The organism is Zwartia hollandica (genome assembly GCF_019923725.1).
Taxonomy (GTDB): domain Bacteria; phylum Pseudomonadota; class Gammaproteobacteria; order Burkholderiales; family Burkholderiaceae_B; genus Zwartia; species Zwartia hollandica.
Genome location: NZ_JAHXRI010000006.1, coordinates 851,640 through 865,239 on the forward strand (window position 1 = coordinate 851,640; position 13,600 = coordinate 865,239).

General features: G+C 50.2%; 11 protein-coding genes. 9 read left to right on the plus strand and 2 right to left on the minus strand.

Annotated elements, in window-relative coordinates:
• Positions 1–6: 6 nt before the first annotated feature.
• A complete protein-coding gene (locus KZZ10_RS07460) occupies positions 7–1,719 on the minus strand; it encodes an AMP-binding protein (RefSeq protein ID WP_259660854.1) in 1,713 nt (570 codons plus the stop codon).
• 39 nt (positions 1,720–1,758) lie between these two features.
• Between KZZ10_RS07460 and hydA the strand changes: the two genes are divergently transcribed.
• Genes hydA through ppk2 form a run of 4 tightly spaced genes read left to right on the plus strand, consistent with a single transcriptional unit; the run spans position 1,759 to position 5,905 of the window.
• Positions 1,759–3,213, plus strand: a complete 1,455-nt coding sequence (gene hydA, locus KZZ10_RS07465; protein WP_259660855.1) for a dihydropyrimidinase — start codon at positions 1,759–1,761, stop codon at positions 3,211–3,213.
• Between the two features lie 28 nt (positions 3,214–3,241).
• Positions 3,242–3,925 carry a glutathione S-transferase family protein gene (locus KZZ10_RS07470; protein WP_259660856.1) on the plus strand — a complete coding sequence of 228 codons (684 nt, stop codon included), beginning with the start codon at positions 3,242–3,244 and terminating at the stop codon, positions 3,923–3,925.
• Positions 3,926–3,965: 40 nt separating this feature from the next.
• Entirely contained in the window at positions 3,966–5,150 is a 1,185-nt protein-coding gene (locus KZZ10_RS07475) for an MFS transporter (RefSeq protein ID WP_259660857.1), read from the plus strand.
• Positions 5,147–5,905: a polyphosphate kinase 2 gene (gene ppk2 / locus KZZ10_RS07480; RefSeq protein WP_259660858.1), complete on the plus strand. Its 759-nt coding sequence runs from the start codon at positions 5,147–5,149 to the stop codon at positions 5,903–5,905. The genes KZZ10_RS07475 and ppk2 overlap by 4 nt, the downstream gene beginning before the upstream one ends.
• Here the strand turns inward: ppk2 and KZZ10_RS07485 are convergent.
• A complete protein-coding gene (locus tag KZZ10_RS07485) occupies positions 5,881–7,071 on the minus strand; it encodes an MFS transporter (RefSeq protein ID WP_259660859.1) in 1,191 nt (396 codons plus the stop codon). The genes ppk2 and KZZ10_RS07485 overlap by 25 nt on opposite strands.
• Before the next feature lie 149 nt (positions 7,072–7,220).
• On the opposite strand from KZZ10_RS07485, the gene KZZ10_RS07490 reads away from it, so the two are divergent.
• The 5 genes from KZZ10_RS07490 (at position 7,221) to KZZ10_RS07510 (ending at position 13,599) form a co-directional block, all read left to right on the plus strand.
• Complete coding sequence (locus tag KZZ10_RS07490) at positions 7,221–7,865, plus strand: flavin reductase family protein (protein WP_259660860.1); 645 nt, start codon at positions 7,221–7,223, stop codon at positions 7,863–7,865.
• 318 nt (positions 7,866–8,183) lie between these two features.
• Positions 8,184–9,134 carry a TAXI family TRAP transporter solute-binding subunit gene (locus tag KZZ10_RS07495; RefSeq protein ID WP_259660861.1) on the plus strand — a complete coding sequence of 317 codons (951 nt, stop codon included), beginning with the start codon at positions 8,184–8,186 and terminating at the stop codon, positions 9,132–9,134.
• An 89-nt stretch (positions 9,135–9,223) separates the two neighbouring features.
• Complete coding sequence (locus KZZ10_RS07500; RefSeq protein WP_259660862.1) at positions 9,224–11,236, plus strand: TRAP transporter permease; 2,013 nt, start codon at positions 9,224–9,226, stop codon at positions 11,234–11,236.
• A gap of 35 nt (positions 11,237–11,271) precedes the next feature.
• Complete coding sequence (locus KZZ10_RS07505) at positions 11,272–12,627, plus strand: MmgE/PrpD family protein (protein WP_259660863.1); 1,356 nt, start codon at positions 11,272–11,274, stop codon at positions 12,625–12,627.
• 3 nt (positions 12,628–12,630) lie between these two features.
• Positions 12,631–13,599 (plus strand): Bug family tripartite tricarboxylate transporter substrate binding protein, encoded by a 969-nt coding sequence (locus KZZ10_RS07510; RefSeq protein ID WP_259660864.1) that lies wholly within the window; start codon positions 12,631–12,633, stop codon positions 13,597–13,599.
• The last annotated feature ends 1 nt before the right edge of the window (position 13,600 follow it).

Sequence of the window (13,600 nt, forward strand, 5' to 3'; positions counted from 1 at the left end):
TGTCCGCTAAGTTCCGCTTGTGTTGCGCACTCTCTTCTTAAGTGCCCTTAGGTCGCAGATCTCCCTCAGAGTTCTTGGGTCGATCGCATTTGCAAAAATCATGTGTTTTTGAATTTTCTGCGTACCTGTTGTGGGGATGCTATCAACGAGCAAGAGCCAACCCGGTGCTTTGTAATAAGCCAGTCGCGCATAACAGTGGTCAAAGAGGCTCGTTGCAATTTGTTGGCGTTCTAAGACACTTAAGTCCGAAACGCTTGCAGATGTGTATTCGTTGAGACTCACGCAGGCGAGCACTTCTTGTTCTCTCACCTCGTCCGGCACTGCAAGGATCGCGACAGTCTTCACTAGTGGGTGTGTCTGCAGAGTAGCTTCGACCTCCGCTGCTGAAATATTCTCGCCAGAGCGCCGGATGAGGTGCTTGTCGCGATCGACAAAGTGCAGCATCCCGTCGGCATCGCGCGTGACAATGTCTCCTGTATGAAACCACCCACCATGCCAAGCCGTTTCGGTGGTTTGTGGATCATCGAGATAGCCACTAAAAAAATCTTTTCTAGGTTCAAGTTCGGAATAACGAATGAGCATTTGGCCAGGACTATTGTCCGGAACATCTTGGTCATTACGATCTGCCACACGTACATCAAGCCCTAGCGTTTGTTTACCGAAGGCGCGTGATCCCACTTGTCGAGGTGCCGAGCTAACGGCTAGTGTACGAACCATTTCCGTCATACCCCAAATTTCAACCAGTGGAAAACCAAAGCGATCCTCAAAGGTTTGATGCAAGGTAGGCTCGACCCCAGCGCCAAAGCCAAAGCGAATGTGATGCTGTTTTTCTTTGGGGGAGGTGGGCTGATTCAACAGCATAGGAACAATGACGCCCAAATAGTGAACGATCGTGGCCCGACTTGTCACAACTTCTTCCCACCAACGTGTTGGCTGAAAGCGATCTGTTTGAATTTGGCAGTTGCCGGTTAACAGCATGCAATAGAAGGAGAGTACCGAAGCGTTGACGTGGTAAAGCGGAAGTGGGTTGAATAGGCGCTCCTGGTTTTCTCTGATATCAGCCAGCCCACCAATTTTTGCGTACCAAGCACCGGCTGCTAACTCATACCGATGGGACAGCACACAGCCCTTAGGCCTTCCGGTTGTGCCAGAGGTATACAGAATGCTGGCAGGCGTGTCGCTACTCGGCAGCACCCTCTCTTTCGGATTTTTGGGTGGAGACAGATCCTGTGCAAACGCATCTACCCATACGATCGCCGGCTGGACTGGATTCATAGCAATCGCTGAAAGCATATTTTCACGATGAGCACGAAGAACAATGATCGCGTCGACGCGTGAGTGGGCAATAACGTAGGCCAGCTCTTGAGGCCGATAGTCCGGATTTAATGGAACGCAGCAAACACCCAAGCTATTGAGGGCAAGCTTGTGCAAAATATGTTCGGGTTGATTTTCTAGACTTAAGCCTATTCGGTGTCCAACACCGTAACCTGCTTGCGCATAAATGGAGGCCACGTATTGAACCTGTTCTGCAGCTTGCGCATAAGTCAGTTCAAGTCCGTCAGCAAGATACAAACGAGAGGGGTTTTTCGGCACCGCGAGTAGCGCGCTTGATCCGTAGCTTCGTACGGCTTCAAAAAAAGCATCTCCAATCGTAGAGTATCGGTCGATGTCAATCAAAATGGTCTCGATCTGTGTGGAATGCCGAGTGAGTACCGGCATAATATAGACTACAAAACCCCCTTTTATCCAAGACTGATTATGAACGAATTTGACTTGACGATACGTAATGGACGTATATCAGATGCAAATACGACTTATTACGCGGACATCGGCATTAAAGATGGAAAGATCGCCATCATCGCTGATCGGTTATCGGCAGCGGACTCCGATATCGACGCGACAGGCTTATGGGTTCTGCCAGGTGGTATCGATAGCCATTGCCATGTGGATGAACGTTCGCCCATGGGTATGCGCGTGGCAGACGATTTTCTAAGCGCAACAACTGCCGCGCTATTCGGTGGCACGACAACAATTATTCCTTTTGCTGTCCAGCACCGTAAAGATCACTTGCCGACTGTGATCGCTGACTACAAGGCGTTGGCAGCGCAACGCGCAGTCATTGACTACGCACTGCACTTGATTGTTACGGATCCCAACCCCGACACGCTTAGCAGCCATTTGCCTGCAGCCATTCGCAGTGGTATTACCTCGTTTAAAGTCTTCATGACTTATGAAGTCTTAAAACTCACAGACGAACAAATTCTGGATATCCTTGAGTTAGCGGATGCCGAGGGCGCGTTGGTGATGATTCATGCTGAAAACGATGACATGATTCGTTGGTTGACCCGCAAATTACTGAGTTTTGGACATACTTCGCCAAAATTTCATGGTGTATCACACGATCCAATCGCCGAGGCAGAGGCTACTAATCGCGCAGTGAGTTTGGCCGCGCTGATGGATGTGCCTATTTTGATCGTGCATGTATCGGGTATTGAGCCGTTGAGAATCATTCATGGTGCACAAGCCCTAGGTCTCAATATCTTGGCCGAAAGTTGCCCGCAGTACCTTTTTCTGACCGCTGAGGATCTCGACCTGCCCGGAGTAGAGGGCGCAAAATATTGTTGTAGTCCACCACCTCGTGATCCGATCTCCCAAAAAGCGGTGTGGGACAGTTTGTTAGACGGAACCCTTCAGCTGTACTCGTCTGACCACGCCCCGTATAAGTTTGACGAGACTGGCAAGATCCCGCGTGGGGAGCAAACTATTTTTACTGAGATGGCGAATGGTTTGCCAGGTATTGAGCTCAGGATGGCGCTGCTATTTTCTGAGGGTGTGTTAACAGGTCGCATGCCGATCGAGCGCTTCGTTGCCTTGTGCTCGACGAATCACGCTCGAACATATGGACTATTTCCGCGCAAAGGTGCCATTGCGGTTGGAAGTGACGCCGATCTGGCCCTTTGGGATCCCACGGTGAAGCGAGTCGTACGAGCGGAGCTGCTACATGACAAGGCGGGCTATACGCCTTACGAGGGCAGAACCGTCACGGGTTGGCCAACGACCGTGATCAGCCGAGGACGAGTAGCGGTGCAAGATAATCGTTTGTTGCTTCAGCCTGGCGATGGAGAGCTACTTGCCTGTGGAACGCCAGAGCCTGTCGTGCGTCAACGCTTAAATGGAAATCCTAACAGTGTTCGAAGAAAGTTTTTTACCTGATCCCGTCAAAGCTTAGAGTGAGTGACTCATGAAACTTTACATTGCAAACAAAAACTATTCGTCGTGGTCCTTGCGTCCCTGGATATTGATGCGCGAGAAAGGTATCGCATTTGAAGAAATCATCACGCCATTTTCTGATGACAGTGCGAACTCTCCCTTCAAAACGTTTTCACCCACCGGTAAAGTACCGTGTCTAGATGACAACGGAACTCTCATCTGGGACTCTCTGGCAATTTGTGAATACCTTGCGGAGATTGAGCCCACTTGCTGGCCTGCAGATCGCGTTGTGCGTGCCTGGGCACGTAGCGCTGCAGCCGAGATGCACTCCAGTTTTCAAACGTTGCGTACGCAATGTCAGATGAACTGCGGAGTTCGTGTCATCCTAAATAAGATTGACGATACGTTGCGCGCCGATGTCGAGCGACTTAGCGCCTTGTGGTGCGAGGGCTTACAGCGTTTTGGTGGCCCTTTTCTAGCCGGTCGAACATACACCATTGTCGACGCGTTTTTTGCGCCGGTTGTGTTTCGTATTCAGAGTTATGGTTTGTCGCTGGCGGCTCCCGCGCAAGCCTATGTAAACCATATCCTTGCGCTGCCCGCTATGCGCCAGTGGTATGACGAGGCCATGCGCGAACCTTGGCGCAAAGACATCTATGAAAAAAGCGTTGCATCCTATGGGTTGATCACAGCGGATGAACGCATAAAAAGTTAAGTACTGCTGCCACGCGAGTTGAGTGCTACAGTGGTTGTGTATGCTCTCTACCCTCAAAACTTTGCCACGTACCGTTTGGCTGATCGGCCTGATTAGCCTTCTGAACGATACTGCCAGCGAGATGTTGTACCCGCTTATGCCGCTATACCTGGGGACGGTATTGATGGCAGGACCAAAAGCGTTGGGGATTATTGAGGGAATCGCCGAGGCAACCTCTAGCTTGTTTAAGCTTGTGTCAGGGGTAATCTTTGATCGCACTCGGCGCTCGAAACCGTGGATTGTGCTCGGATATTGTCTCGCCGGATTCGGACGACCTTTGATCGCGTTTGCAAGCTCTTGGGTTTGGGTGCTTGCCATTCGCTTCACGGATCGTGTTGGTAAGGGCTTGCGTAGTTCGCCACGCGATGCGCTGTTGGCGGAAAGTGTCCCAGCCTCACAACGCGGTCTCACCTTTGGCTTGCATCGCTCGATGGACAATGCGGGCGCCGTGATTGGACCTTTGATTGCGACGCTGTTATTGAGCTTAGGGGTTCCGCTCAAAGACGTGTTTTTGTGGGCAATCGTTCCAGGGGTGGTGACGGTATTACTCGCGCTATGCCTACAAGAGCCTAAGCGTGAGCAAACTTCTGTGGTCACCAAATTTCATTGGTCCCTGAATGGAATGCCTACGAATTTCAAAAAGTATCTTTTTGTGATCGGGCTCTTTGCATTAGGAAACTCTTCGGACATGTTTTTGTTGCTCCGGGCCAGAGAATTGGGAGTACCCCTCGCTTACATACCTTTGTTATGGGCGGGTGTATCCTTGATTACAACCTTGTGTGGAACGCCTTTATCTGCCCTTTCAGACCGCGTTGGACGTAAGCCCTTCATACTCGTCGCGTGGCTTGCGTTCGCTTTGTTTTATTTTGGAATGGCCATTCCGAACGTGCCCTTGCTTGGTCTCTTAGGACTATTCGTGCTGTACGGCTTATTCAAAGCCGCGATTGAGGGCGTGGAAAAAGCCCTAGTTGCCGACCTCGCACCTTCTGGAATGACTGGAACGGCGTTTGGTTGGTTTAATCTGATTTCAGGGCTTATGCTTTTTCCTGCATCGTTTATTTTTGGGTCGTTGTATGAGTCTTTCAGTCCAACGTACGCCTTTGCGTTTTCTGGATCGTGCGCGCTACTTGCAGTACTGTTGATGTGGCGCTGGGTGTTTAAAGACCAAGCTAGGGAGCAGGCATGACAAAAGACGACTATCAAGACCAGCTCTATGATTTGCAGGTAGAGTTAGTTAAGTTACAGAAACACTTTATACAAAGCGGAGATCAGATTCTTGTCATTTTGGAGGGGCGAGACGCAGCAGGTAAGGACGGCACCATCAAAAGTATTGTCGAGCATTTAAGTCCAAGAGAGACGCGCGTGGTGGCTTTAGGCAAGCCCACAGAGCGTGAGGTTGGCGAGTGGTATTTTCAACGCTATGTTGCCCACCTGCCTGGTCGCGGTGAATTCATTCTCTTCAACCGTAGTTGGTATAACCGTGCGGGCGTTGAGAAAGTCATGGGGTTTTGCTCAGAGAAGCAGTACGACCAGTTCATGACTACGGTTAACGATTTCGAGTCAGTATTGGTTCGTTCCGGTGTTCGTCTCTTCAAATATTATCTTGATATATCGAAGGATGAGCAGGCGCAACGCTTACTTGATCGTGAGAAAGATCCGCTGACACAGTGGAAGATTAGTCCGATCGATCAGCAAGCGCAAAAGAAGTGGGAGGCATATAGCGAGGCGCGCGATGAGATGCTCCGTCGTACTCATCACTGTGATGCACCGTGGGCGGTTGTGCGTAGCGACAACAAGAAGCACGCAAGACTAAATTTGATTCGAGATTTGCTTGGGCAATTACATTACCCTGACAAGAACCAAGACGCATTAGCCGTCGATTCATCGATTGTTTTGCACTGGCCCGCTTCGAGTACTCACTTACCGAGCGTAGAGCCTTGACGTTGACGGAGCAGTACCAGCGCCACCAGTAGTGCGGGAATTGAGCAAACAATAAAGCCCAAGCCATAACTATTGGAAATGCCTAGCAGTAAGGCAAAAATTATTGGCGCGGTCAGCGCACCAATCTGTCCAAAAGAAAGCACCCCACCCGTTACACCACCACGTGAGCCTTCAGGCGCTGCGCGCGCTGCTTCGGCGAGTAATACGCCATGCCAAGACAAGGCTGTTGCGCTAATGACAGTTGCAATAATTCCGATCACAATCGTGGGCCAGCCCCCGCTGCTAAGCCCCAGCAGCACCATGCTGATGACCATGCCAAGCGCGAGCGTGGCCATCATAATTCGGGGTTGGATATAACCACTACCAAGTAAGCCCCAAACGATACGACCAGGTACGGCAATGACGACAACAAGAGAGAACAGAAAGCCAGCTGCAACCATGGTGTAGCCGATTGTGGTGAGATACACGACGAAATAGATCGTGAAAATCGTTTGTACCGCATTGAAAGCAAAGCAAGAAAAAGCTAAGTTGCGTAAGTCACGCGTTCCAAGAACAGAACGCAGTGTGGTCCCAAAATCTGAGAAATGAAATTTACGCGTTGCGATTCGATCATCGTCAAAATGCTTTACAAGCGGCTGCAGCATGAGTGAAAAGATGACGCAACTCAGTGCGCTGATCAACATCGTGTAGCGCCAGTTAGACCATTCTGTCAGTGAGGGTCCAACAAACCCGGCGATCAATAGACCTGCAGGCACCGCAGTTTGTTTGATTGAAAAAATCAACGGCATGTACTTTGGGGGCGAGCAACGCCCGAGTAAGTGAGAGCTGGCTGGTGTCGACACAGAGGCCCCGCCACCAGCGAGCAATGCCGAAAGCACTAAGAAGAAAGGTGTGCCAATTGCGGCAAAGGCGGTTCCTATTGCAAGGAGGACAAGCGCTGCTTGGCTCATGCGCATCGCGCCATAGCGAACGATGAAGTTACCACAGCCGAGCTGCGTCATCAGGGCGGCCGCTGCTACGATTGAAAAATAGACCCCAATCCAAGCTGAATCAAGCATCAGGTCTGCAATCATTGCTGGCGCAATTACTGCCGGCAAGGCACGACCAAGCGCGACAAAAGTTTGCTGTAAGAACATTGCCGACAAGGCAACGAGGAGGCGATTCACCAGAATTAAGTATTCGTTAGATATGCGTGTGAAAGACGCGACGGTCAATTGCCGTCAATGTGACAAGTAGAATAGCGCAATTCTAGACCCCGTCCAAATAGAGTACTCAAACTAGGAATTCCAGAGAGCAACCCTCTTGAATACACGCTATGCAAATTGATTTCGCCAATCTGTCTGACCAAGAAAAATACAAGCTGCTAGTGGGCTGTGTTGTACCTCGCCCTATCGCGCTAATGAGTACGATTAGTCATGAGGGCGTTGTCAACGCGGCCCCCTATAGTTTTTTTAATGCGATTTGCGATGTGCCACCTGCCGTGGCTGTCGGGGTCAATTGCCTTGCGCCAGGTGTCATGAAGGATACGGCTCAGAATATTCGCGACACTGGGGAGTTTGTAGTGAACCTAGTCAGTGAGGATATTGCACAGGCGATGAACTTGACGGCAGTGAGCTTTCCACCTGAGATTGACGAATTTAAAATGGCCGGTTTTACCCACGGCAAAAGCGTCAAGATCCGAGCGCCCTATATCGAGCAGGCACCTATCTCTTTTGAGTGCAGACGGATCGTGAACGTCGAGATCGGGATTGGTCGTAACGTTGTAATTGGTGAGGTGCTCTATCTGCATATTCGAGACGATCTGATTGATATGCAAAAACTCCGTGTAGATCCTGTTGCGGCGCGTTTAATTGGACGTATGCATGGGACAGGGTGGTACGCCCGCACGACTGATCTATTCGATATGCCACGCGTCTCAGACGCCAGCGCTGCAGAAATCATTAAAAACTCTAAAAAATGAGGTCAGGGCAATTGCCCATTGCACCCCTCGAGGCGCCGCCGTAAGATCAGCACAGTAATACAAATTAATTCTTATATAAATTAAGGAGACTGTGTATGGCTGATCGCCGCGAATTTTTGCTCTCGACTGCTTGCCACCGATGGAAGCAAGCGGACTTCGCGCTGGCCAGCGATCGTAATGAACACAGAGCAGTAAACCAAATTTGCTCGTGACAGTTTTTTCGCTGAAAAGGCTACTATTGAGCGTCTAGGCATGGCAAACAAAGGCTGACCGTGGCTTGAGCGACGGAAGCAACACTTGGATTTCTTGGAGAGGACGATGAAACTACTAAAACTGTTTGGTTTAGCGCTGGCAATCGCGGCTGGTGGCGCGCAGGCTCAGAATTTCTCAATTGCTACCGGAGGAACTGGTGGCGTTTACTACCCAATGGGCGGGGGTCTGGCTTCGGTTCTGACCAAGAAAGTTCCTGGCATGTCCGCAACGGCGGAAGTCACGGGTGGATCGGTTGATAACCTGAAGCTTATTGGCTCTGGCAAGCCTTATCTCGCATTTTCAATGGCTGATGCCGCCAAAGATGCCCAGGATGGCAAAGACAAGTTCGCTGGCCGTAAAGTGGATGTGAAAACACTTTTGGTTCTTTACCCCAATCGCATGCATGTAGTGACTGTTGACTCAACTGGCATCAAGTCTATGAAAGATTTGAAAGGTAAGCGCGTCAGCACCGGCAGTCCAGGCAGCGCAACAGAGGTGATGGCGTTCCGTTTGCTCGAGGCTGCTGGTCTGGATAAAGACAAGGACGTCAAGCGCGAACGCCTCGGCGTGGCGGAATCGGTGAATGCTATCAAAGATCGTAAGATCGATGCATTCTTTTGGGTCGGTGGCTTGCCAACGGCAGCGGTAACTGACTTGGCAAATACTCCAGGCACCAAGATTGTCATGATCAACCATGCTGATGCGGTTGACGCGATGAACAAGAAATATGGGAACTTGTATTTCAAGGATACGATTCCTAAGGCAACATACTCGGGAATGGCTACTGACAATACCAATGCATCGGTATCGAATATTCTGGTCGTGAACGGGAAAATGCCAGATGATGAAGCGTACAAAATCACTAAGGCAGTGTTCGACAACATGCAGGAACTGGTGCGCACACACAGTGAGTACGGCAGCGTAAAACTCGTTAATCAAAAATCTGCAGCGACACCATTGCCGTTTCATCCCGGCGCGTTGAAATATTTCAAAGAGAATGGTCAAAGCGTAGAGTAAAGCGTAAGAGTGTTGTCCTGACAACGCACCTTTCGTAACTGAAGGTGCGTTGTTGCTTTATTTAATATTTAAATCACGCAGGCAGAGCCATGAGTCAAAACGCAATTGATCGAGAAACCCAGGAAAAGCTTGATGCATTTATCAGGCAGGAAGAGGGGGATGCAAATGACTACCGTGGCCCACTCGCTGTGTTTTTGACGTTGTGTGCAGTCGGCATGTCCTTGTTCCATCTTTATGCGGCGTATTCGATCGTAACGACGCAGGTTTTGCGGACCGTCCATGTAGGCATTGTTCTGTTTTTGGTGTTCTTAAGCTTCCCCATGACTGCCAGATTGAAAAATCGACTGATGTGGTGGGATGTGATTGCTGCCTTAGTGGCGGTCGGGATAGTTTTCTATATTTTGCTAGGTGGCGACGATCTGACAGATCGAAATACTGATCCATTGCCTCTGGATATTGCTGTGGGCGTCGTATTGATTGGCTTGATACTCGAAGGACTGCGCCGCACGAATGGGATGATTCTGGTGGTGGTGACAGGTCTCTTTATTCTGTATGCGTTGCTTGGAAACTATCTACCCGCACCCTGGACACATAAAGGTTATGACATTGGTCGCTTTGTCGGGTTTATGTATATGACCCTCGAAGGTATCTATGGCACAGCGATTGATGTGTCGGCGACATTGATCATCTTGTTTACGATTTTTGGCGCGTTTTTGCAATTCACCGGTGCTGGAAAATTCTTTATTGATTTCTCTTTTGCCGCGATGGGCGGTAAGTCCTCGGGCGTTGGCCGCACGATTGTGCTGTCTTCCTTCTTGATGGGTGGGCCATCGGGCTCGGGCGTGGCAACAACGGTCACGGTCGGTTCGGTTGCGGCCCCAATGCTGGAGAAGGTTGGTTACGAGCGCAATGCGGCAGGTGGCCTGCTCGCTGCGGGTGGCTTGGGCGCGATTATTTCTCCGCCAGTACTAGGCGCTGCTGCTTTCCTGATTGCTGATTTTTTAAAAATCTCCTATCTCGACGTTTTATTGATGGCTTGTATACCAACCATCCTTTTCTATCTGGGCTTGTTCGTCATGGTTGAGATTGATGTACGCAAGTACGGAATGAAGAACATACATTTTGAATCTGTCGAAAGTGCATGGAGCTTGACAAAAAAATACTGGTTCCACTTCTTCTCGTTAGTCTCGATTATTGTTTTCATGATGATGGGTTTTTCACCAATCATGTCTGTATTTTGGGCGACGGTTGTCTCAATCTTTACCAGCATGCTCCGTCGTGATACTGCGATCATTTCATACGATTTGCTACGCGGCCGTCAGCCTTTCCTCAAAGGTCTATATGAGTCTAATCTGGTCAAGGCACTGGCCTCCGGCTCAACGGGTGTGCTGGCTATTGCGGTAACTTGTGCAGGCGCTGGCTTAATTGTGGGTACTGTGACCTTGACGGGACTCGGGCTTAAGTTCAGCTCGATCGTCATTGAGTATGCAGGAGGCTCTTTGTTGTTGACCGCGATTTTTACTGCCTTGGTGGTCTGGGTTGTCGGCTTGGCAGTGCCCGTCACGGCCTCCTACATTATCTGTGCCGTTATTGCAGCGCCAGCGCTGATAAATCTGGGTGTGCCTGCGTTCGCGGCGCACATGTTTATCTTTTATTACGCGGTGCTGTCCGAAGTCTCTCCTCCAACAGCACTCTCGCCATTCGCTGCCGCGGCGATTTGTAAGGGCGATCCATATAAAACCACGCTGCAAACCTGGAAGTATGTTGCGCCAGCGATTTTGGTGCCATTTATGTTCGTGCTTGGCGACTCCGGTACCAGTTTGTTGTTGATGGGTTCAACCAAGGCGCTTGCGAACGCCGATTGGTGGCAAATTGCTTGGATATCGTTCACCGCAGCAGTTGGTATCGTATGTTTGGCGGGTGGGCTGCAGGGTTGGTTTATCGAGAAGACGCACATGTTCGAGCGTATCGTAATGGTCGTTGCAGGTGTGGCTCTTGCCTATCCTGATAACTGGGCCGACGTAATGGGCTTTACCGGATTTATTATCGTGCTCGTCACGCAGACGATGCGACACCTTAAGACCAAATCAATACAGGCCTAGGTGTTTCTTACACTTAGAGATTGGAAGCAGAAATAATGGATCGTTCGTCGACACTTGGAGTCACCCAGGAGCTAGCAGAATTTGTTGCTAGTTTCGAGAAAGGTAAGTTGCCGTCTGAGGTAAGACATCAGGTTGCGAGAAGCTTGGTGAACTGGGCCGGTTGTGCCGTAGGAGGTTCGGCACACCCAGCGTTAGTAAAGGCTATGGACGCATTCAAACCATTTTTGGGTTCAGGTCATGCCTCTGTATTGGGTCGAGCAGAGCGTGTTGATGCGCTACACGCGGCCTTGTTCAACGGCATCAGCTCGCATGTTTTGGATTTTGATGATACCCATCATGCAACGTTAGTGCATCCAAGTGGCCCTGTCTTTTCTGCACTACTTGCGCTCTCTGAGTTCGTGCCCATTGATGGTGATACCTTTGTGACTGCCATCGCCTTGGGTATTGAAGTCGAGTGTCGAATCGCCCTCGGTGTGTGCCCGGCGCACTATGATATTGGTTGGCATGTGACCGGTACAGTGGGTGGTTTCGGTGCTGCGACAGCGGTTGGCTATGCGTTGAAACTGAATGCCCAACAGATGGCGTGGGCCTACGGAATCGCCGCGACCCAAGCGGCTGGCTTGCGAGAAGTCTTTGGCACGATGTGCAAAAGCTTGCACCCAGGTCGCGCTGCACAGAGTGGCCTTAGCGCTGCCTTGATGGCAAAGCAGGGATTTACCAGTTCAGAGCGCGTGCTCGAAGCCCCGAGAGGGTTTGCGCACGTCATGTCGGTCAACCCGCACTTATCTGACAGTTTGGTTGACTTAGGCACCCGATGGGTCGTAATGGATAATGCGTTTAAACCCTATGCTTGTGGCTTAGTTATTCATCCCGTGATCGATGGCTGTATTTCATTACATAAAAAACTGGGTGCTCGTACGGCATCGATAGAAAAGGTTCATTTACGTGTCAACCCCTTGGTGCTTGAGCTAACAGGCAAGACCGAACCTCGTACGGGCCTCGAGGGTAAGTTCAGCGTTTATCATTCAGCTGCGGTGGTGCTTATTGATGGACTGAGTACATCAAAGCACTATACGGATACAGTCGTAAACAGGACCGATGTTGTCGCATTACGTCCAAAGGTATCCGCAGAGGTTGATAGGTCAGTCGCGGTGGATGAGGCATTCTTGTCAATTACCTTGAACGACGGGACGACAATCACCCAGCATGTTGAGCATGCACTAGGCAGTTTACAGAAGCCCATGAGTGATGCGGATATCAATTTCAAGTTCTTAGACTTAACTGCTGAAAAATTCTCGAAAGAAAAAAGTCAGCAGGTGTTAGAGCAGTGCTGGCGCGTTAGCCAACTGGCGAATGCGGGAGATCTCGGTGCAATACTCAGGAGAGAGTAAATAATGAAACTACTTCAACGCGTAAGCAGTATCTTGGTCTCTATTGGCCTTGCAGTAGCCAGTACCGCAGTATGCGCGCAAAAATTCCCCGAAAAGCCCGTTAAGATTATTGTCCCTTTTGCGCCCGGTGGTGGTGCCGATATGCTCGCGCGCACACTGAGTGCTAGCCTAGCTGACATGTGGGGGCAACCGGTCGTGGTTGAGAACCGCGCTGGCGCAAGTGGAAATATTGGTGCAGAGGCGGTGGCGCGCTCAGAGCCTGATGGCTATACGCTGCTCTTAACCAGTAGTGCTTTTGTGATTAGTCCGGGGATGTCCAATAAGCTCCCGTTCAACGTAGAAAAAGACTTCACGCCGATCACCCTGGCCGCTGAATTGCCCAACGTACTGGTGGTTCACCCTAGCGTAAAGGCAAGTACAGCGAAAGAGCTTGAGGCGCTGATACGTAGCAACACAACCAAGATCAGTTATGCGTCGCCTGGGAACGGTACGGGCGGACACTTAGCAGCAGAGTTGTTCAAGCAATCAGCCGGTGTTGAAATAACCCATATTCCCTACAAGGGCGGTGGTGCAGTGATTGCTGATTTGCTGGCAGGTCACGTGCAAATGACGTTTGCTACTTTGCCCTCTGTCATTGCATATATCAATGCAGATAAGGTTCGTGCGCTTGCGCTAACCACCAGTAAACGTGCCTTTATTGATGCGCCGACGATGATCGAATCGGGCTACGCAGGCTTTGATATCTCTACATGGCTTGGCTTTTTAGGGCCAGCAAATATGACGTCCGCACTGGTAGAAAAGCTATATCAAGATATTCAAAAACTGATGAAGTCCGAAGGCATCGCAGAAAAGCTAAAGCAACAAGGCATGCTTGAAGTCGGACTGTCACCTTCAGAGTTTGCTAAGAAAATCACTAAAGATGTCGAGATGTATAAAAATATTATTCAGAAATCCGGTTTGAAGGCGGGCTAAG